The organism is Rhodococcus sp. DT1, from assembly GCF_049844875.1.
Taxonomy (GTDB): domain Bacteria; phylum Actinomycetota; class Actinomycetes; order Mycobacteriales; family Mycobacteriaceae; genus Rhodococcus.
The window spans coordinates 44,320-61,913 of sequence record NZ_JBNCLW010000001.1; the positions used below are offsets into that span (position 1 = coordinate 44,320).

At 66.8% G+C, this 17,594-nt stretch carries 18 protein-coding genes and 2 tRNA genes; 11 read left to right on the forward strand and 9 right to left on the reverse strand.

What is annotated here, in order from left to right; translation table 11 throughout:
* Positions 1-5 precede the first annotated feature (5 nt).
* The gene (locus ACLQ3J_RS00185) at positions 6-410 is read left to right on the forward strand and encodes a holo-ACP synthase (protein ID WP_425901850.1); all 405 of its coding nucleotides are present in this window, start codon (positions 6-8) and stop codon (positions 408-410) included.
* Between the two features lie 11 nt (positions 411-421).
* On the opposite strand, the gene ACLQ3J_RS00190 is transcribed toward ACLQ3J_RS00185, so the two are convergent.
* Positions 422-1,210 carry a TetR/AcrR family transcriptional regulator gene (locus ACLQ3J_RS00190; protein ID WP_425901852.1) on the reverse strand — a complete coding sequence of 263 codons (789 nt, stop codon included), beginning with the start codon at positions 1,208-1,210 and terminating at the stop codon, positions 422-424.
* A 217-nt stretch (positions 1,211-1,427) separates the two neighbouring features.
* On the opposite strand from ACLQ3J_RS00190, the gene ACLQ3J_RS00195 reads away from it, so the two are divergent.
* A complete protein-coding gene (locus ACLQ3J_RS00195) occupies positions 1,428-2,792 on the forward strand; it encodes a dipeptidase (RefSeq protein WP_425901853.1) in 1,365 nt (454 codons plus the stop codon).
* Here ACLQ3J_RS00195 and bcp read toward each other — a convergent pair.
* A complete protein-coding gene (gene bcp / locus ACLQ3J_RS00200; protein ID WP_425901855.1) occupies positions 2,789-3,262 on the reverse strand; it encodes a thioredoxin-dependent thiol peroxidase in 474 nt (157 codons plus the stop codon). The two genes, ACLQ3J_RS00195 and bcp, sit on opposite strands and share 4 nt — an antisense overlap.
* 73 nt (positions 3,263-3,335) lie before the next feature.
* Here bcp and ACLQ3J_RS00205 point away from each other — a divergent pair, with 73 nt between their 5' ends.
* Complete coding sequence (locus tag ACLQ3J_RS00205; protein ID WP_169653199.1) at positions 3,336-3,560, forward strand: DUF3618 domain-containing protein; 225 nt, start codon at positions 3,336-3,338, stop codon at positions 3,558-3,560.
* Between the two features lie 123 nt (positions 3,561-3,683).
* On the opposite strand, the gene ACLQ3J_RS00210 is transcribed toward ACLQ3J_RS00205, so the two are convergent.
* Positions 3,684-3,759, reverse strand: a tRNA-Lys gene (locus tag ACLQ3J_RS00210).
* 336 nt (positions 3,760-4,095) lie between these two features.
* Here ACLQ3J_RS00210 and ACLQ3J_RS00215 point away from each other — a divergent pair.
* Entirely contained in the window at positions 4,096-5,235 is a 1,140-nt protein-coding gene (locus ACLQ3J_RS00215) for a L,D-transpeptidase (RefSeq protein WP_425902258.1), read from the forward strand.
* A gap of 32 nt (positions 5,236-5,267) precedes the next feature.
* Positions 5,268-6,416: a lipase family protein gene (locus tag ACLQ3J_RS00220; protein ID WP_425902259.1), complete on the forward strand. Its 1,149-nt coding sequence runs from the start codon at positions 5,268-5,270 to the stop codon at positions 6,414-6,416.
* Positions 6,417-6,510: 94 nt separating this feature from the next.
* Here the strand turns inward: ACLQ3J_RS00220 and ACLQ3J_RS00225 are convergent.
* Both ACLQ3J_RS00225 and orn read right to left on the reverse strand, forming a co-directional pair.
* Positions 6,511-6,583 (reverse strand) — tRNA-His (locus ACLQ3J_RS00225).
* A gap of 84 nt (positions 6,584-6,667) precedes the next feature.
* A complete protein-coding gene (gene orn, locus ACLQ3J_RS00230) occupies positions 6,668-7,267 on the reverse strand; it encodes an oligoribonuclease (RefSeq protein ID WP_169653200.1) in 600 nt (199 codons plus the stop codon).
* Positions 7,268-7,352: 85 nt separating this feature from the next.
* Between orn and ACLQ3J_RS00235 the strand changes: the two genes are divergently transcribed.
* On the forward strand, positions 7,353-8,960 hold the full coding sequence (locus tag ACLQ3J_RS00235) for a helicase HerA-like domain-containing protein (RefSeq protein ID WP_425901857.1): 1,608 nt from the start codon (positions 7,353-7,355) through the stop codon (positions 8,958-8,960).
* Here ACLQ3J_RS00235 and cmrA read toward each other — a convergent pair.
* Positions 8,957-9,763, reverse strand: a complete 807-nt coding sequence (cmrA, locus tag ACLQ3J_RS00240; RefSeq protein WP_169620442.1) for a mycolate reductase — start codon at positions 9,761-9,763, stop codon at positions 8,957-8,959. The genes ACLQ3J_RS00235 and cmrA overlap by 4 nt on opposite strands.
* Positions 9,764-9,874: 111 nt before the next feature.
* On the opposite strand from cmrA, the gene ACLQ3J_RS00245 reads away from it, so the two are divergent.
* Positions 9,875-11,206: an MFS transporter gene (locus tag ACLQ3J_RS00245; RefSeq protein WP_425901859.1), complete on the forward strand. Its 1,332-nt coding sequence runs from the start codon at positions 9,875-9,877 to the stop codon at positions 11,204-11,206.
* A 24-nt stretch (positions 11,207-11,230) separates the two neighbouring features.
* On the opposite strand, the gene ACLQ3J_RS00250 is transcribed toward ACLQ3J_RS00245, so the two are convergent.
* Positions 11,231-11,914: a TetR/AcrR family transcriptional regulator gene (locus tag ACLQ3J_RS00250; protein ID WP_296551111.1), complete on the reverse strand. Its 684-nt coding sequence runs from the start codon at positions 11,912-11,914 to the stop codon at positions 11,231-11,233.
* Positions 11,915-12,049: 135 nt separating this feature from the next.
* Here ACLQ3J_RS00250 and ACLQ3J_RS00255 point away from each other — a divergent pair, with 135 nt between their 5' ends.
* On the forward strand, positions 12,050-13,276 hold the full coding sequence (locus ACLQ3J_RS00255; protein ID WP_425901860.1) for an oxygenase MpaB family protein: 1,227 nt from the start codon (positions 12,050-12,052) through the stop codon (positions 13,274-13,276).
* Between the two features lie 21 nt (positions 13,277-13,297).
* Here the strand turns inward: ACLQ3J_RS00255 and ACLQ3J_RS00260 are convergent, their stop codons facing one another.
* Positions 13,298-14,143: an alpha/beta fold hydrolase gene (locus ACLQ3J_RS00260; protein WP_425901861.1), complete on the reverse strand. Its 846-nt coding sequence runs from the start codon at positions 14,141-14,143 to the stop codon at positions 13,298-13,300.
* Between the two features lie 24 nt (positions 14,144-14,167).
* Positions 14,168-14,809 carry a TetR family transcriptional regulator gene (locus tag ACLQ3J_RS00265; RefSeq protein WP_169620447.1) on the reverse strand — a complete coding sequence of 214 codons (642 nt, stop codon included), beginning with the start codon at positions 14,807-14,809 and terminating at the stop codon, positions 14,168-14,170.
* 152 nt (positions 14,810-14,961) lie between these two features.
* On the opposite strand from ACLQ3J_RS00265, the gene ACLQ3J_RS00270 reads away from it, so the two are divergent.
* The 3 genes from ACLQ3J_RS00270 to ACLQ3J_RS00280 are packed head-to-tail and all read left to right on the forward strand — an operon-like array spanning position 14,962 to position 17,593.
* Positions 14,962-16,083, forward strand: coding sequence for a ferredoxin reductase (locus ACLQ3J_RS00270; RefSeq protein ID WP_169653207.1), 1,122 nt, complete (start codon positions 14,962-14,964; stop codon positions 16,081-16,083).
* Between the two features lie 44 nt (positions 16,084-16,127).
* The gene (locus tag ACLQ3J_RS00275) at positions 16,128-17,348 is read left to right on the forward strand and encodes a fatty acid desaturase family protein (protein ID WP_169620449.1); all 1,221 of its coding nucleotides are present in this window, start codon (positions 16,128-16,130) and stop codon (positions 17,346-17,348) included.
* An 11-nt stretch (positions 17,349-17,359) separates the two neighbouring features.
* Entirely contained in the window at positions 17,360-17,593 is a 234-nt protein-coding gene (locus tag ACLQ3J_RS00280) for a hypothetical protein (protein ID WP_169620450.1), read from the forward strand.
* The last annotated feature ends 1 nt before the right edge of the window (position 17,594 follow it).

Below are 17,594 nucleotides of genomic sequence, written 5' to 3' on the forward strand. Positions count from 1 at the left end.
GCGGGATGGGAGTTGCGGGTATCGGGTTCGACCTCGTGTCGGTTCCGGAGTTCGCCGAGCAGTTGAGCCGTTCGGGCACGACGATGCTGGGGAACTTCACACCGGGGGAGCGCCGTGACGCGAATACCCGCAGCTCCGATCCGGCGCGGCATTTCGCGGCCCGGTGGGCGGCGAAGGAAGCGGTGATCAAGGCGTGGTCGGCCGCACTGTTCGGCCGCCCGCCGGTGCTGCCGGAGGCCATCCACCAGCAGATCGAGGTGGTCTCCGATGCGTGGGGGCGCCCGAGCATCCGGCTGCACGGGAAGGTTGCGGAGCAGTTGACGGGGATGTGCATCCACGTGTCGTTGACTCACGACGGCGACATGGCCGGTGCGTTCGTGGTGCTCGATGCCGCTGACGGCCACGGGTAGGAGCGGCCCGGTCAGCTCCGGGAGGAGGGCGTGGGCTCGGCGCGGTGCGCACCCGCGGGTTCGGTCTCCCGGGACCGTTCGGACTCCTCGCGCCGTTTGCGCTTCTTCGCCTGTGTCCGTGAATCACGCTCGGCCACTTGGAGATACGCCACCATGATGCGCTTGAGTTCGGCCACCGCCTCGGCATGGGTCTGGTCGTCCTGCACGGAGAAGTTCAGCATCGAGTAGACGACGTGGACGAGCACCTCGGCCATGAGCTTGCGGCGCGGGCGAGGCGTGTCGGGAGTCAGGGGCGCGAGCATCCGCGCGACCTGCTCGGCGAATTCCCTCTCGTGGATCGCGCCGGTGGCCCGCGTCGAGGGAGTGGACTGCATCGCGAGCCAGACCTCGCGCCGGGAGGGATCGGTCGCCCACAACCCGGCCATGTGATCGACGAAGCTGTTGAGAAACCGCAACCAGTCGACGGAGGGGATCTCGCCGTTGAACTTGGCGAGTTCTTCCTGGACGCCGACGAGATCCTGGCGGTTGAGTTCACACACGATCACGTACTTGTTGGCGAAGAACTGGTACAGCGTGCCGATGGGTACGTCGGCGCGGGCTGCGACTTCTTCGCAGGTGAACGACTCGAACCCCACCTCGGTGAGCAGTTCCCTGGACGCGGCGAGCAGCGCGTCGAACTTGCGCCGGCTCCGTTCCTGGGTGGGCCGCCGACGGGGCACAAGCTCTTGTGGCTCCGTCTGGACCTCGAGCGCCGGGTCGATCCGGCGCGGGGTGCGGCGGCTGTTCGATGCTGACTCCACCCGCCCAGGCTAGCCGTACCGTTCGCGAATACCGAGCACTTGCTGTGTACGCGAGTGGCAATAACCCGGGTTGTGCTGGGCTCCGGGCGCGGAACACCGGAACGGGTGACGTGCTCGCGGCGTGCACACGTGGCGGTGCCGGCCCCGGTCCTAGGATGTGAGGAGACCACCTCGGGTCGAAGCGGAGGTTGTCGTCCCGGCCGCAGGAGGAGATTCGATGACCGACGCAGAGACCGTGCAGCGGATTCGTGACCGGGTGCGGAATTCCATGGGCACCGCCCGAAGCGAACTCGAAACGCTGGTCGCGTTCCGATCCGTGGCCGACCCGCGCCAATACCCGGTCGAAGAATGCGTCGAGGCGGCCCGGTGGGTGCGCGACGCGTTCGCAGAAGCCGGCATCGAACAGGTCGATCTCGTCGAGACGGTGGACGGATCACATGCCGTGATCGGTCACACCCCGGCTCCGCCCGGAGCACCGACCGTCCTGCTCTACAGCCATTACGACATCCAGCCTCCCGGCGACGAAGCCAAATGGGAAAGCCCGCCTTTCGTGCTCACCGAACGCGACGGACGCTGGTACGGCCGGGGCGCGGCGGACTGCAAGGGCAACATCGTGATGCACCTGCTCGCCCTGCGCGCGTTGCTCGCGGACGGCGCGTTACCCGTCGGCGTGCGAGTGGTCGTCGAAGGTTCGGAGGAGATGGGCGGAGAGGGCCTCGAGCACCTCGTGGCCGCGCGACCCGACCTGTTCACCGCGGATCTCATCGTCGTCGGGGACTGCGGCAACGCCGAAGTGGGTCAGCCCACTCTGACCACCACCCTGCGCGGCACGGCGAACGTCGTCGTTCACCTCGAAACCCTCGCCGGGCCCGTCCACTCCGGTATGTACGGCGGAGGCGCCCCGGATGCGCTCGCCGCGCTGGTGCGACTGCTCGGCACACTGCGTGACGACGACGGAAACACCGTCGTGGACGGCCTCGACGCCACCGCGACCTGGGACGGTGTGCCGTACCCCGAAGAGCGCTTCCGGTCGGATGCCGGAGTGCTCGCGGGAGTGTCGCTCCCGACCTCCGCCACCGTGGCCGACGCGGTGTGGGCGCGACCCGCGCTCACCGTTCTGGGAATCGACGCCCCGCCGGTCGTGGGGTCCGCGGCGGCGATCGTGCCGCGCGCGTCGGCGCGCCTGAATCTCCGCGTGCCACCGGGGGTCGATGCGCTGACAGCGCAGGACGCGCTCGTCGCACACCTCGAGGCACATGTGCCGTGGGGCGCACACGTGCGCATCGAACGGGAAGTCGTCGGCGAACCGTTCCGCGCGGCTACCGACGGCCCGGGCTATACCGCGCTGCGCGCCGCCCTCGAGACCGCGTACGGCCGCGACGTCGGCTCGGCCGGGCAGGGCGGATCGATCCCGCTGTGCACCGCGCTGCAGCGTGCGGTGCCGGGTGCCGAGATCGCCCTGCTCGGTGTGGAGGAACCGCGCTGCGTGATCCACGCTCCCAACGAGAGTGTCGATCCGTCGGAGATCGAGAATCTTGCCGTCGCCGAAGCTCTGGTGATGCGCTCGCTCGGGTTCGGTTAGACCGAGAGGTCGCGTCGCAGCTTCGCGACGTGCCCGGTCGCACGCACGTTGTACTGGGCGACCTCGATCTTGCCGTCCGCATCGACCACGAACGTCGACCGGATCACCCCGGTGACGGTCTTGCCGTACATCTTCTTCTCACCGAACGCTCCCCACGCGGTGAGCGTGGCCCTGTCCGGATCGGACAGCAACGGGAAAGTGAGTCCCTCGTTGTCGCGGAACTTGGCGAGCTTGGCCGGCTTGTCGGGGGAGATGCCGATCACGTCGAGTCCCGCGTCACCGAGTTCGGCGAGGTTGTCCCGGAAGTCACACGCCTGCTTCGTGCAGCCCGGCGTGCTCGCGGCCGGGTAGAAGTAGACGATCACCTTGCGTCCGCGATAGTCGGACAACGAGACTTCGTTGCCGTCGGCGTCCGGAAGTGTGAAGTCGGGAGCGGGGTCGCCGGGGGAGAGTCTGTTGTTTTCGGTCATGTCCGCGACAGTAGTAGACCGATCGTCCACTACCGTGGTCGCAGCACACTGCAGCGACCTTCTGGAGGATCACGTGGGTAGGGACACCGAGGACATCGAGCGGGAGATCGAAAAGGCCCGGAACCAGCTCGCGGGCACGCTGGACGAACTGAGCGTTCGCGCCAACCCGAAGAATCTGGTGGCGAGCACGAAGCAGACGCTCGTCGCGAAGATCAACCAGCCGGCGGTGAAGAAGTACGCGTTGGTGGCGGCGGGCACCGTGGTGGGTCTGCTGGTGCTGCGCAAAATCCTGCGCTGACACCCCCGATCCCGAACACTGTGCCCGCGCCGATGGCGCGGGCACAGTGCGTTTGGGGAACATCACAGTTCCGGTCGCGCAAACGAAAGATCCCCTCCCGGCGTTGCCGGAAGGGGATCTTTGTGGTGCGCCATCAGGGACTCGAACCCCGAACCCGCTGATTAAGAGTCAGCTGCTCTGCCAATTGAGCTAATGGCGCTTGGCTGGTGTCTCCGGGCTGTTGTCCCGGCGACGAAAAGAAGATTACACACCTTCGACTACCGCACCAAATCGGCTGGTCACGGCGATTTTCACGGCGGAGTCATGTAACGAACGCGCAGCGGCGACCGATTGTCATCGGAACGTTATCGACAGCGGGGGAGTCGGTCGTCGAGACGGACGACCGACTGGCATCATCGAACAGGACGTATGACGTGCAATTTCGGTGCCTTGTGGGGAGGGGCGGAATCGGAGAATGGCAGTGAAGGCTGGAAGTGTGACGCATCCTCGGCGGCGAAGCGCCGGGGCGGTGCTCGGGATGTTGCTCGTCGGGCTCATGGCGTTCGTCACCGCATGCTCGGGCGGGTCGGGTTCCGGCGCGGAAGAGGTGCCGATCGATTCCAATCCTCTTGCGGCACTGATCAAGCCCACTGTCTCGTCCAGCGTCACCGACGGGGACATCGGGTTCTCCCCGATCGATCCCGTAACGGTGTCGGTGATCAACGGAAAACTCGACTCCGTGACGCTGCTCAATCCCGCGGGGGAACCCGTCGCGGGTGAACTCGCCCCGGACGGCCTGACGTGGGTCAACACCGAACCGCTCGGGTACAACCGGGAGTACACCCTCGAAACCGTCGCCTACGGTCTGGGCGGGTCGGCAACGACCGTCGCGTCCTTCACCACCTCGGCACCGGGCAATCTGACCCAGCCGTATGTGATGCCCGGCGACGGGGCGGTAGTCGGTATCGGACAGCCAGTGGCAGTCCAGTTCGACGAGAACATTCCGGACCGGCGCGCGGCCGAGGAAGCGATCACCGTGGTGACCGACCCGCCGGTCGAGGGCGCCTTCTACTGGCTCAGCAACCGGGAGGTGCGCTGGCGTCCCGAGCAGTACTGGACACCCGGGACGACCGTCACGGTGGACGTGGACGTCTACGGCAAGGATCTCGGCGACGGCTTGTTCGGCCAGGACGACGTCCACTCCTCGTTCACGATCGGTGATGCGGTGGTCATCACCGCCGACGACAACACCAAGCAGGTCACCGTCAACCGCAACGGCGCCGACGTGATGACGATGCCCACGTCTTTCGGCAAGGACGCCGCCCCCACCCCGAACGGGGTGTACGTCATCGGCGACCGCTTCGAGCACCTGATCATGGATTCCTCGACCTACGGGGTTCCGACGGATGCGCCCGAGGGGTACCGCACGCCCGTGGACTGGGCGACCCGCATGTCGTACAGCGGCATCTTCTTCCACTCGGCGCCGTGGTCGCTCGGTGACCAGGGCGTGCGCAACGTGAGCCACGGCTGTCTCAATCTGAGTCCTGCGAATGCCAAGTGGATCTTCGACAACACCAAGCGCGGCGACATCGTCATAGTCCGGAACACCGTCGGCGGAACCCTCGAGGGCACCGAGGGCCTCGGCGACTGGAACATCCCGTGGTCGACGTGGAAGGCCGGCAACGCCGATACCTGACCCGTCGTCCCGATCTCGAGGAGGCGTCCATGATGCAAGTCCGGGATCGGGAGTCGTGGTGGATCACCTCGGTGATCGCGACGGTGCTGGTGGCCTCCGTGACGGCGCCGCCGGCGGATGCCGAGCCGGTGGGTTCTCCGCCGCCGGGAGAGATCGTGTCGGTGCAGCCCCTCCCGCCCGAGCTGTCCCTCCCGGGTGCACCGATCGCGGAAAAGCTCGAATACCGCACCGAGTGGCGCTCCGGTGAGGACACGGTCGCCACCGGCGCGCTGTTCCTGCCCGAGAGAACAGCGCCGGAGGGCGGATTCCCTGTGGTCGCCTGGGCGCACGGCACCGTCGGTATAGCCGACGACTGTGCATTCACCACCGATACGCCTCGGCCGGCACTCGAGAAGTCGTACCTCCGGCACTGGCTCGACCAGGGATACGCCGTGGTGGCCGCCGACTATCCGGGGCTGGGCTCGGAAGGCCTGCACCGCTACCTCGACGGCCCGAGTGCCGCGAACAGCATCGTGGACAGCGTCCGCGCCGCACGGGCCACCGGCGCCCCGCTCTCCGAGCGGTGGGTAGTGGTCGGTCATTCGCAGGGTGGCCACGCCGCAGTCCACACCGCGCACATCGCGACGCGGCGCGCCCCCGAACTGGACTTCCGGGGCACGGTCGCGACGGGAGTGCCCGCCAACCTCGAGAACCTGTTCATCCTGGGCGTGCCGGGCTTCCCGGATCCCGGCCTCTCGGGACTGACGGCATTCAGCGGCTATCTGTTCGCCGGCCTCCGCGACGCCTATCCGCAGGTCGACGTGGACGGCTACCTCACCCCGGCCGGCCGCGAGGTGCTGGACCGAGCGGAGGTTCTCTGCATCGGCGAGCTCAACGCGTCCGTGCGGGATACCGGAATCGGCGACTTGCCCGCGCGTCCGCTGTCGCAGGGCGACCTCCCCGCCGCTCTGGCCGAGTACCTCGCCGTCCCCACCACCGGCTACGACCGTCCCCTGTTCTTCGGTCACGGTGTGGACGACAGGGTGGTGCCGTTGCCGTTGTCTGCAAAGCTCGCCGCCGACATGTCCGCCGGGGGTGCCGACGTCGACTACCGCGTATACGACGCCGATCACCTCACGGTCATCGAGCTCTCGGCACTCGACTCCACGCCGTTCGTCGCGCGCGTACTCGCAGATCGATAACGACCGGAAAACGAAGAATTGCGTCCCGCGGCCGGGGCATCACGGCAACGGAAAAGGCCCCCGACCGGGATCGCCGGTCGGGGGCCTTCTATCGGGTGAGTGACGGGACTCGAACCCGCGACAGCCAGGATCACAACCTGGTGCTCTACCAACTGAACTACACTCACCATCGCATTCGCATGTGGCCGGGGCCGCTTGCGCCTGCGGTAGAGATACTAGCGTGACTTTGCCGGAAATAACGAATCGGCAGGTCAGGCCGGTCCGAGGTCCTCCACGACCGCGGCGATGTCCTCGGGGGACGGTCCGGGTGCGGCAACGAAGGCGGTACGCCGGTAGTAGCGGAGTTCGCGGATCGACTCCTTGATGTCGGCCAGTGCCCGGTGCGACAACCCCTTTTCCGGCTGCCCGAAGTAGATACGCGGGTACCAGCGGCGGCACAGCTCCTTGATCGAACTCACGTCGACCATCCGGTAATGGAGGTAGCTGTCGAGTTCGGGCATGTCGCGGGTGATGAACCCCCGGTCGGTGCCGATCGAGTTACCGGCGAGCGGCGCCGTGCCCGCTTCCCCGACGTGTTCTCGGATGTAGTCGAGCACCAGCTTCTCGGCTTCCGCGAGCCCGACCGTCGAGCGGCGCACTTCCTCGGTGAGCCCCGAGCGGGCGTGCATCTGCTGCACGACCTCCGGCATCGCCGCGAGTGCTTCGTCGTCGGCATGGATGACGATGTCCACGCCTTCGCCGAGCACGTTGAGTTCGCTATCGGTCACCAGTGCCGCGATCTCGATCAGCTTGTCGCTGTCGAGCCGCAGTCCGGTCATCTCACAATCGATCCATACGAGTTTGTCCTGCACGAGATACAGCGTAGTCAGGCGTCGGACAAGTTAAGGTCGGCAGTGGCATTGCAGTGGTCACACGCGCGCCGTAAGGAGCATCCGTATGCCGGACGACACCGAGCTCCCCGACCACCACGACGACGAGTCCACGCCGGCGGGCGCGGCCGCACGGATCGCCGCCGGGTACGCGGCGACAGGTCCCGCGCTCGAACTCGGCGCCGTCGTACTCGACGGTGTGGCCGACCCGTCGGCGAAGGTGCGCATCCCTCTGGCCACGATGAACCGGCACGGGCTAGTGGCGGGCGCCACCGGAACGGGCAAGACCGCAACACTGCAGTTGATCGCCGAGCAGCTGTCGTCCGCCGGGGTGCCCGTGGTGATGGCCGATGTCAAAGGCGATCTGTCCGGTCTCACCGGAGAAGGCGTGATCGAGGAGAAGATCGTCGCGCGCGCGATCGACACCGGCGACGAGTCGTGGGAGCCGCGTGGATATCCGGTGCAGTTCTATTCGCTCGGCACCGAGGGGGCGGGCATCCCGGTCCGTGCGACCGTCACGTCGTTCGGACCGATCCTGCTGAGCAAGGTGCTCGAACTCAACGCGACCCAGGAGTCCACACTCGGCCTGATCTTCCACTGGGCCGACCAGCGGGGGCTGGCGTTGCTGGACCTGAAGGACTTGAGCGAGGTCATCAGGCACTTGACGAGCGACGAGGGAAAGGCCGATCTCCAGAGCATCGGCGGGGTGTCCGGAGCTACGGCCGGGGTGATCCTGCGCGCGCTCGTCAATCTCGAGCACGCCGGGGGCGACACCTTCTTCGGTGAGCCGGAATTCGAGACCGAGGATCTGCTCCGGTTCGTCGACGGCCAGGGCGTCATCAGCCTGTTCGAACTCGGCGATCGAGCGACACAGCCGGCGTTGTTCTCCACATTTCTGATGTGGCTGCTCGCGGACCTGTTCCAGGCTCTGCCGGAGGTCGGGGACCTCGAGAAGCCGAAGTTGGTGTTCGTGTTCGACGAGGCGCATCTGCTGTTCACCGACGCGTCCAAGGCGTTCCTGCGTCAGGTCGAGCAGACCGTCAAGCTGATCCGCTCGAAGGGCGTGGGGATCGTCTTCTGCACCCAGTTGCCCTCGGATGTGCCCCGGCCGGTGTTGTCTCAGCTCGGGGCTCGTATTCAGCACGCAGTGCGTGCGTTCACCCCGGAGGATCGCGATGCGCTGGACAAGATCGTTCGCACCTATCCGGCGACGGACGCGTACGACCTCGGCGAGGCACTGACCGCGCTCGGAACCGGGGAAGCGGTTGTGACGGTGCTGTCGGAGACCGGCGCGCCCACACCTGTGGCATGGACGCTGATCCGGCCGCCTCGCTCCCGGATGGGGTCGGTGGGGGAGAACGCGATCCTTGCGGCCGCCCAGTCCAGCCCGCTCTACGGGAAGTACGGCCGCACCGTCGACCGTGAATCGGCGTACGAGAAACTGTCCGCGTCGGTGGCCGGCGCCCCGGATGTCGATCCGGAGTTCGAGGCCTCGCCGCTGCCCGCGGGTGCCGACGAGGTCCTGCCGGAGTCTGCACGCGACGACGAGCCGTCGACGATCGAACAGGCGCTCGGGAGTCCGGCGGTCAAGAGCTTCCTGCGGTCGGCGGCGTCCGCGGCGGGCCGGGAGATCGGCCGCAGCATTTTCGGAACCGGACGCCGCCGCAGGCGTTAGTCCGACCCGAGTTTGCGGTAGAAGGCACCGGCGATCGGTGCGGAGACCGACCGGGGGGCGAACTGTCCCGCCGCCGACATCGCCTTGCTGATCACACCGGGCACGATGCGCATCCGGTTGGCAGCGAGGGCGTCGAGCGACACCTTGGCGGTGTGGGCGCTCGAGATCCACAGGAAGTCGGGCACGAGTTTGTCGACGATCGACGCCTCGGCAGGGTCGGGTTCCTCGGTGCGCACCGGTCCGGGAGCGAGAAGCGTGATGTGGACGCCGGTGCCTTTGAGCTCGCCGCGCAGCGACTCGGAGAACGTGTTGACGAAGGCCTTGGTCGCGGCGTAGGTCGCGTTGTGGGGGATGGGCATGTTGCCGGCGGCAGACCCGACCATGAGGATCGCACCGGACTTGCGCTCGACCATCTGCGGCAGCACCGCGAGGGTGAGATCGTGCACCGCGACGGCGTTGAGTTCGACCTGGGCGCGTTCGTATGCCGGGTCGAGTTCGGCGACCGCACCGAAGGTGGCGATTCCCGCGTTGTTGCAGAGGATGCTGATGCGGCGTCCGGCGAGTTCGTCGACGAGGACTGCGCGCGCGTCGCGGTCGGACAGGTCGCAGGCACGTACCTCCACGGCGACGCCGTGTTCGGTGCGCAGCGTGGCGGCGAGGGATTCCATGACCTCGCCTCGTCGTGCGACGAGAATCAGGGAGTGCCCACGTGCGGCGAGTTCGGTGGCGAGGGCTTCGCCGATACCGGAAGAAGCTCCGGTGACGACGGCGCGGGCATCGGGATGGGGATTCGGCAGAGTCACGGTGGGTCAGCCTAGCGGGATCGGGCCGGGACGGGTCCGCGGTGTCGGCCGGGTGCGACTCGCGACGCCGGTGCGGGGACGATCGGTCCCGAGCGGCTTAGGCTGCGCACCATGAGCGCACACACGCACGCTCCGGCCGGGGCCGGGGGTGCCGCGACGGGCAGACAGGTCTTCGCGTGGGGTCTGTGGGACTGGGGATCTTCCGCGTTCCACGCGGTGATCCTCACCTTCGTCTTCTCGGTCTATCTCACCGATGCGGTGGGCGACGACCTGCCCGGCACCGTCTCGGCGACCTCGTGGCTCGGGTGGGCACTGGGTATCTCGGGTGCGATCATCGCGGTCACCGCACCGATCTTCGGACAGAGGTTCGACGCGGCGGGACGCCGGAAACGTTCGCTCGCGATATTGACTGCGCTCACGGTCGCGGCGATGGCGGGCATGTACTTCGTGCGCGACGACTACCGCTATCTCTGGCTCGGTCTTGTCCTGCTCGGTGCCGCATCCGTGGCCGCCGAGCTTGCGCAGGTTCCGTACAACGCGATGCTGCGGCAGGTCTCCACCGAGGACAATCTCGGACGGGTCTCCGGATTCGGTTGGGCCATGGGCTATTTCGGCGGGATCGTGCTGTTGCTGGTGTGCTATGCCGGTTTCATCTCGGGCGACGGAGACGTGCGCGGTCTGTTCGGGGTCTCCACCGACGGCGGTGCCAACATCCGCCTCGTGGCGCTGCTGGCAGCGGTGTGGTTCGCAGTCTTCGCGTTGCCTGTGCTGTGGTCGATACCGGAAAAACCGGTCGAGCGCGGCGACGAGACACGTCGGGTCGGCATCGTCGAGTCCTATCGCGTGCTCTGGCGCGATCTGCGCGAGCTGTGGCTGGTCGACCGCCGCACCATCTGGTATCTCGGCGCATCTGCGCTGTTCCGGGACGGTTTGGCGGGTGTGTTCACCTTCGGTGCGGTGCTGGCCGTCAACGTGTACGGGATCAGCGCGGCGGACGTGTTGCTCTTCGGCGTCGCGGCCAATGTCGTCTCGGCCCTCGGTGCCCTCGCCGCCGGGCGCGTCGACGACCGGTTGGGCCCCAAAACCGTCATCGTCGGTTCGCTGATCGCGATGATCGCCGCGGGAACGGTGCTGCTGGTGGTCTCCGGTCCGACGATGTTCTGGATCTTCGGACTGGTGCTGTGCCTGTTCGTCGGCCCCGCCCAGTCGTCGGCCCGCACCTTCCTCGTCAGGCTCACGCCGCACGGGCGGGAGGGGCAGATGTTCGGCCTCTACGCGACGACCGGTCGTGCGGTGTCGTTCCTCGCGCCGACGCTCTTCGGATTCTTCGCATGGTGGTTCGCCACCGACCGCGCAGGCATCGTCGGTCTGCTGCTCGTGCTCGCGATCGGTCTCGCGGCGCTTCTCGCGGTCCGCGCGCCCGACGCGCACGCCCGTCCGTGAGCTCGTGTCCGTCGTTCGGCGGATCTACACCGTAGGGCCGGACGAGTCGGCCGGATCCAGCATCGGCACGAGAAATCGGCGAGCGATTCGCGCCAGTTGGGCATCGTCGTCGAGATCGACCAGGCGGCTGGGATAGGTGAGGAAGGATGCGGAGATCCGCACCATCATCTCGGCGACCAGATCCGTATCCAGCGCGTGCGAAATGTTGCCGGCCTGTTGTTCACGGCGAAGCTGGCCCGCGACGAAAGCCCGTACGGTTGCCAGCATTTCTTCCCCGTTGCCCACCACGGAACCGGCGAGCAACGTGGGTTCCGCCTCGAGGAGACCGCCGATGAGCGGGTTGGTGCGGACGGCGTGGAGTGAACTGACGAAGCCGGCGACGACGCGATCGGCTGCGGTGTCGGCACGTGCGATGTCGTCGAGGAACCGCGTGAAATAGCGGCGGATTTCGCGAAGGACCACTTGATCGACCAGGGCGTCCTTCGACTCGAACTTCCGGTACACCGTGATCCGCGACAATTGCGCGCGCCGCGCGATGTCTTCCATCGAGGAGCGCTGGATACCGAGGCGGCAGAACTGCTCGTATGCGGCGTCGAGGAGTCGCGTGCGGGTGCGGTCCTCGTCGCCGGGCTGTTCGACGGCGTCGTGATATGCGCGATCGAGCAGCGACTCCACGTTCGTGCTGCGGACGAGCGGGGCTTGTTCCACGGTGTCCTCCTGGGATCCTGAGTCTACTGCGGTGCCTGTCGGAAAACCCCCGCCCGGGAAGGGCGATTGTGTTCTGATGTTACAGAGACACAAAATATGTCTCATTGCATCATCTGCCGGCCGGGGAAGGTACCGATGGAGAATCTGAGTAGACGCAGAATGCTCGAACTGAGCGGCGCACTCGGCGCACTGGGAGCGTTCTCGCTTGCCGCTCCCGCCCACGCGCAGCCGTGGAGATGGTCTCCCGCCGGGTCGATTCCCGGCGCGGGGAGCGGTGCCGATCCGAGGACGGTATGGGACACGGAGGCCGATCCGCTGGTGGCCTCGCTGCTGGACCGCGGGGATGTGCCGAGAGTCAACGAACTCCTCCGGACCTGGACCAAGAACGCTCAGCCGCTCCCCGACGGCCTGCCGGGGGACCTGAGAGAGTTCATGGAGCAGGCGCGGCAGTTGCCTGCCTGGGCGGATCCGGGCAAGCTCGAGACAGCCGTGCGTTTCAACCAGAAGCGCGGGTTGTATCTCGGCGTCCTCTACGGCTTCGCCAGCGGCATGATGAGCACGGTCATACCCAAGGAAGCGCTCGCTGTCTACTACTCCCAGGGCGGCGCGAACATGAAGCGCCGCATCTCGAAAACGGCAAAGCTGGGCTACGACATCGGAACTCGCAACGCCTACCTGCCCGACGGCGAAATGGCAGTGACCGCCGTGAAGACCAGGCTGGTTCATGCTGCGGTTCGTCATCTCCTGCCGCAGTCTCCGCACTGGGAGCACGCCGCTCCGGAGAACATCCCGATCAGCCAGCACGACATGATGGTGACCTGGCACAGCCTGCCCACCACGGTCATGCGCACCTTGAAGGCATGGAAGGTGCCCATTGCGGCTGCCGAAGCCGACGGTTTCCTGCACTCGTGGCAGATCAGTGCCCACATGCTCGGCATCGAGGACCAGTACATACCCGCCACGTGGGACCAGGCCGAATCCCAGGCCGTGGAGGTGCTGGATCCGATCCTCGCTCCCACGCCGGAGGGCATCAAGCTCGCCGACATCCTGCTCGATCTCGGTGCGGGACTCGACTTCACGCTGCTGACCCGGCCGATCCTGGGTGCCCTGACTCGTTTCATGCTCGGAAACGAGATCGCCGACTGGTTGAACATTCCCCGCGAGCCGGTGTGGGGCACCCTCCTCGACGTCGCGTGGGGACCGTTCGTCGCCGTCCGCGAGGGACTGCTCCCGCTTCCGCTCGCTCCCGAGGCGTATTGGACGTTCGACGAGTTGCTCCGTCAGTTCGTGCTGCTCTACATGTCCGAGTTGCGGCCTATCAGCATCGAGATACCGGAGTTCAACAATCCGAACTACCGCTGACAGAATCTCGCCGGTGAGCGGTCAGCCGCCTGCCGCGGTTCCGGCCCGGCGCCGGATGGCGTCGGCGGCGGCGGCGGGTGCTTCTTCCGGAATCCAGTGCGAGACGTCCGGAAGTACGACGAATTCGTAATCGGCATCGACGAATTCGTGGCACCGTTCCGCCGCGGCGGAACCGATCGCCGAGTCCCCGGTGCTCCAGACGTAGGTTGTCGGCACCTGTACCGGCGGGGTCGATTCCCACTCGCGCGACATGGCGCGATACCAGTTCAGTGCCGCGGTGAGCGCGCCCGGACGGGACAGCGTCCGGACGTAGTGGTCCACCGAGTCGCGGTCGACGCTCGGATCGAACATCGCCCGCAGCCTACGGGCGTCGTCCTCGAGCAACACGGATTCGGCCTTGTCCTCCATGCGCAGCAGCTGGATGTACGACGAGCGGGCGCGCTGGTCGTCGTCCTCCCGCAGTGCCCAGCCGTACGCAGCGAGATGCGGCACCGAGAACCCGGTGAGCGTGGAGACGCGGTCGCGGTGGTGCGCGGCGGTGTGCCATGCGACCGCGGCGCCCCAGTCGTGTCCCACGAGGTGAGCCTGGTCGATCTCGAAATCGTCGAGCAGTCCTATCACGTCTCCGGCGAGGGCGGAGATCTCGTAATGGCCTACGCCCTCGGGTCGTGCACCGGGAGAGTAACCGCGCTGATCGGGTGCGATCACCCGGTATCCGTCGCGTACGAGCAGGCGGGCGACGGCCGTCCAACTCCGTGCAGTCTCGGGAAAACCGTGCAGCAGCACCACCGGAGGGCCGCCGGGCGGTCCCGCAACCCGGACATCGAAGGTCAGATCACCCAGTGTCGTTTCGGCGTTTCCGCTCATGACCTCCACGGTACGGAGATCGGGTCAGTTGTGTGTCGGCTTCCAGGCGGCCATGCCGAGCAGGATCAGCCGCATCTGTTTTTCCGCACGGGTGATCACTTCTGCTTCCTCGGGGCTGCCGGGCCGTGGCACCGACAGCAGTTCCAGCACGACGTCGAGCATCGCGGTGACCAGCAGGTCGGCCACCATCTCGAGGTCGTCGAACGGCCACTGTTCGAGCCCGGGTGTGCGGGCGAGGTCTGCGGCCAGTTCGCCGGCGAGCAAACGCAGTTCGGTCGTGATGGCGCGTGCGACTTCCGGTTGGCCTCCGTGACGTTCACGCGCGAGGAAGCGGAAGGCGGGCTCGTGTACCCGCACTTCACGCACCAGAATGCGGAGTGACTCGCGGGCGGTGGCGGGACCGGGGGAACGTCGCGCGTCGCGCAGCAGGCGTCGCAACACGCGCATCGTATCGGCGGCGAGGGTGACGCCGAGCTCTTCCATGGAGGCGAAGTGGCGGTAGAACGCGGTCGGCACGATTCCGGCGTGCCGTGCGACCTCGCGCAGGCTGACGCCGGCAAGGCCCCGGTCCGAGGACAGCTCGAGCGCCGCGTCGAGAAGTGCCTGACGGGTGCGTTCCTTGCGCTGTGCTCGGGTCGTGGAGGACGGGGCGGGTGCTGCGGACACGGTTCGAGTGTAGGCAGATCGGTGGTCGGCACGGGCAGCGGGTGTAATCGGGGTCACAAACAGGTTGACACGGGGGAGCTACCGCCTGTCACACTTACTTGAGTGCACGGATGTGCACTCAGAATCCGATGTCGTTCGGAAGGCAGGCACCAATGATTGCGCGCCACCTCCCCCCTGTAGACCATGCGCGGACCTTCGCTCGAAAAGTGCTCGTCAGCGCCCTGGGGACCCTCTCGAGTCCGCATCATCCCGATCGGTACCTCGAGCTTGTCGATCCTCTGCTCGCCACTTCCGTCACCCGTGCTCGGATTACACACGTGGACCGAAATGCCTCAGGATCGGTGACGTTCACCGTGAGCCCGGCACGTCCCGTGCGGTTCGAACCGGGAAGCCACGTTCCGCTGTCGATCACGGTCGACGGCGTGCGGCACACCCGGACCTACTCACCTGCGTACGCCCCCGGTGCAGTACGTGACGGCAGCGGGCCGATCGTGTTCACGGTGGGGTTGCACCCGGACGGGATCGTCTCCCGCCACCTCTACGAACACGCGCAACCCGGACTCGTCGTCGAACTCGGTGAACCGGCGGGCGATTTCGTGCTCCCGACACCGCGATCCGAGCGACTGATCCTCATCGGCGGTGGATCGGGGATCACCCCGGTGCTGTCGATGCTCGAGGGACTCGCCGCCGAAGGGCACACCGGTGCGGTCACGTTTCTGTACTACGCCCGGACTCCGGCGCATGTCCCGCGGCGCGAGGCACTCGATGCCCTCGCGGCGCTCCCCAACGTCGAGGTCGTTCTCGTGTACACCCGGTCGGGTGACGGCGCTCTCCAGGGGCGTTTCGACGCCGCCCACCTCCAGGCTGTCGCACCGTGGTTCGCCGATACTCCGGTCTACGTGTGCGGGCCTGCGGGCCTGGTGTCCCGTGTTCGGGACGTCTACGCCCGAGACGGCGCCGAGAACCTCGTCCACGTCGAGGAATTCACACCGCCGACCTACACGGTCGATCCGGACGACGCCACCGGCACGGTGTCGTTCGCCTCGTCGGGTGTCGTCGCCGACAACACCGGCGTGACGGTTCTCGAGCACGCCGAGAACGCGGGTCTGACACCCGAGCACGGTTGCCGGATGGGAATCTGCCACTCGTGCACGGCTGTCCGGCTCTCCGGCTGCACCCGCGACGTGCGGACCGGTGAACTCGATTCGGAGCCCGGAACGCGAATCCAGATCTGCATCAACGCCCCGGTCGGCGACGTCGCCGTCGATCTCTGACGCTCGACTCCACAGCATCCAGACCGATACCACTGGAGGACACCATGTTCGGATTGTCCCTGCCCTCTATTCCCTTCCTGCCGTTCCTCTCGGGATCCTCCGCGCCCGCGGATCCCGAACCGCTGGTGCTCACCCGGGAACACATCGACGAACTGGGCCGCGAACTCGACGCGTTGCGCGAGGAGACCGTGGCGTCGCTCGGCGACGAGGACCGTGAATATATCTATCGCATCATCAAGGCGCAGCGTGGATTCGAGGTCACCGGCCGCGGCCTGATGTACCTCGGCTTCTTCCCGCCCGCGTGGGTTGCGGGGGTCGCGGCACTGAGCGTGTCGAAGATCCTCGACAACATGGAGATCGGGCACAACGTGATGCACGGCCAGTACGACTGGATGAGGGAGCCGTCGCTGAACTCGCGCACGTTCGAGTGGGACACCGTGTGCCCCTCGGACCAGTGGCGGCACTCGCACAACTACATGCACCACACGTTCACCAACATCGTCGGCAAGGACCGTGACATCGGGTACGGGATCCTGCGGATGGACCCCAACCAGAAATGGCACCCGTACTACCTCGGCAACCCCGTCTATGCGGCCGCACTGATGCTGCTGTTCGAGTGGGGAGTGATGATGCACGACGCCGAGGCGGAGAACATCGTCGCCGGTACCCGGTCGTGGCGAGACGTCCTTCCGCTCGCGCAGGGCTGGTGGCGCAAGGCGCGTCGTCAGGTCGTCAAGGACTACGTGGCGTTCCCGCTGCTCACCGGCCCGCTGTTCGTGCCGACCCTGGTCGGCAACGCGACCGCGAACGTGGTGCGCAACGTGTGGGCGTATTCGATTATCTTCTGCGGCCACTTCCCGTCGGGCGTGCAGTCGTTCAGCGAGGACGAGACGGCCGAGGAGACGCGCGGCGAGTGGTATGTGCGCCAGCTGCTCGGCAGCGCGAACATCTCCGGATCGCCACTGTTCCACATCATGTCGGGCAACCTGTCGCACCAGATCGAGCACCACTTGTTCCCCGACCTGCCGGCGCACCGATACCCGGAACTCGCGCCGCGTGTCCGGGAGCTGTGTGAACAGTACGGATTGCCGTACAACAGCCGCGGCCTCACCGCCCAGGTGGCATCCGTGTGGAAGAAGATCTTCACGTTCGCACTGCCGCCGAACTGGGTGTCGCAGACCCCGGACATCTCGGTGCTTCTCGAGCGTTCGCCCCGCGAGCAGGCCGACGACGCTGCGGGTACCCTCGCACGGGAGAACGTCTGAGGGGGAGTGCCATGGTCGGGAAGTTCGAACGCAACAAGGACACCATCCAGGAGATGACCGAATCGGCAGCGACGCGAGTCGGCGCTATCGCCGGGATCATCACCGGAGCCGTCCGAGACGTCACCCGCGAGGTCGGCGGGTGGATCACCGATGGCATCGAGATGCGTGAAGCTGCCCGCAAGGCGCGTAGCGACGAGGAGCGCGGAGCTGCCGAGGGCGGCCCGACGGTCTCCACGACGGAGTAGC

Excerpts from the sequence above, each read along its gene's own strand:
- ACLQ3J_RS00185 (WP_425901850.1), top strand. The coding sequence starts at position 6 with ATGGGAGTTGCGGGTATCGGGTTCGACCTCGTGTCGGTTCCGGAGTTC.
- ACLQ3J_RS00195 (WP_425901853.1), top strand. The coding sequence starts at position 1,428 with ATGACCGACGCAGAGACCGTGCAGCGGATTCGTGACCGGGTGCGGAAT.
- bcp (WP_425901855.1), bottom strand. The coding sequence starts at position 3,262 with ATGACCGAAAACAACAGACTCTCCCCCGGCGACCCCGCTCCCGACTTC.
- ACLQ3J_RS00215 (WP_425902258.1), top strand. The coding sequence starts at position 4,096 with ATGGCGTTCGTCACCGCATGCTCGGGCGGGTCGGGTTCCGGCGCGGAA.
- ACLQ3J_RS00220 (WP_425902259.1), top strand. The coding sequence starts at position 5,268 with ATGCAAGTCCGGGATCGGGAGTCGTGGTGGATCACCTCGGTGATCGCG.
- ACLQ3J_RS00235 (WP_425901857.1), top strand. The coding sequence starts at position 7,353 with ATGCCGGACGACACCGAGCTCCCCGACCACCACGACGACGAGTCCACG.
- ACLQ3J_RS00245 (WP_425901859.1), top strand. The coding sequence starts at position 9,875 with ATGAGCGCACACACGCACGCTCCGGCCGGGGCCGGGGGTGCCGCGACG.
- ACLQ3J_RS00255 (WP_425901860.1), top strand. The coding sequence starts at position 12,050 with ATGGAGAATCTGAGTAGACGCAGAATGCTCGAACTGAGCGGCGCACTC.
- ACLQ3J_RS00260 (WP_425901861.1), bottom strand. The coding sequence starts at position 14,143 with ATGAGCGGAAACGCCGAAACGACACTGGGTGATCTGACCTTCGATGTC.
- ACLQ3J_RS00270 (WP_169653207.1), top strand. The coding sequence starts at position 14,962 with ATGATTGCGCGCCACCTCCCCCCTGTAGACCATGCGCGGACCTTCGCT.
- ACLQ3J_RS00275 (WP_169620449.1), top strand. The coding sequence starts at position 16,128 with ATGTTCGGATTGTCCCTGCCCTCTATTCCCTTCCTGCCGTTCCTCTCG.
- ACLQ3J_RS00280 (WP_169620450.1), top strand. The coding sequence starts at position 17,360 with ATGGTCGGGAAGTTCGAACGCAACAAGGACACCATCCAGGAGATGACC.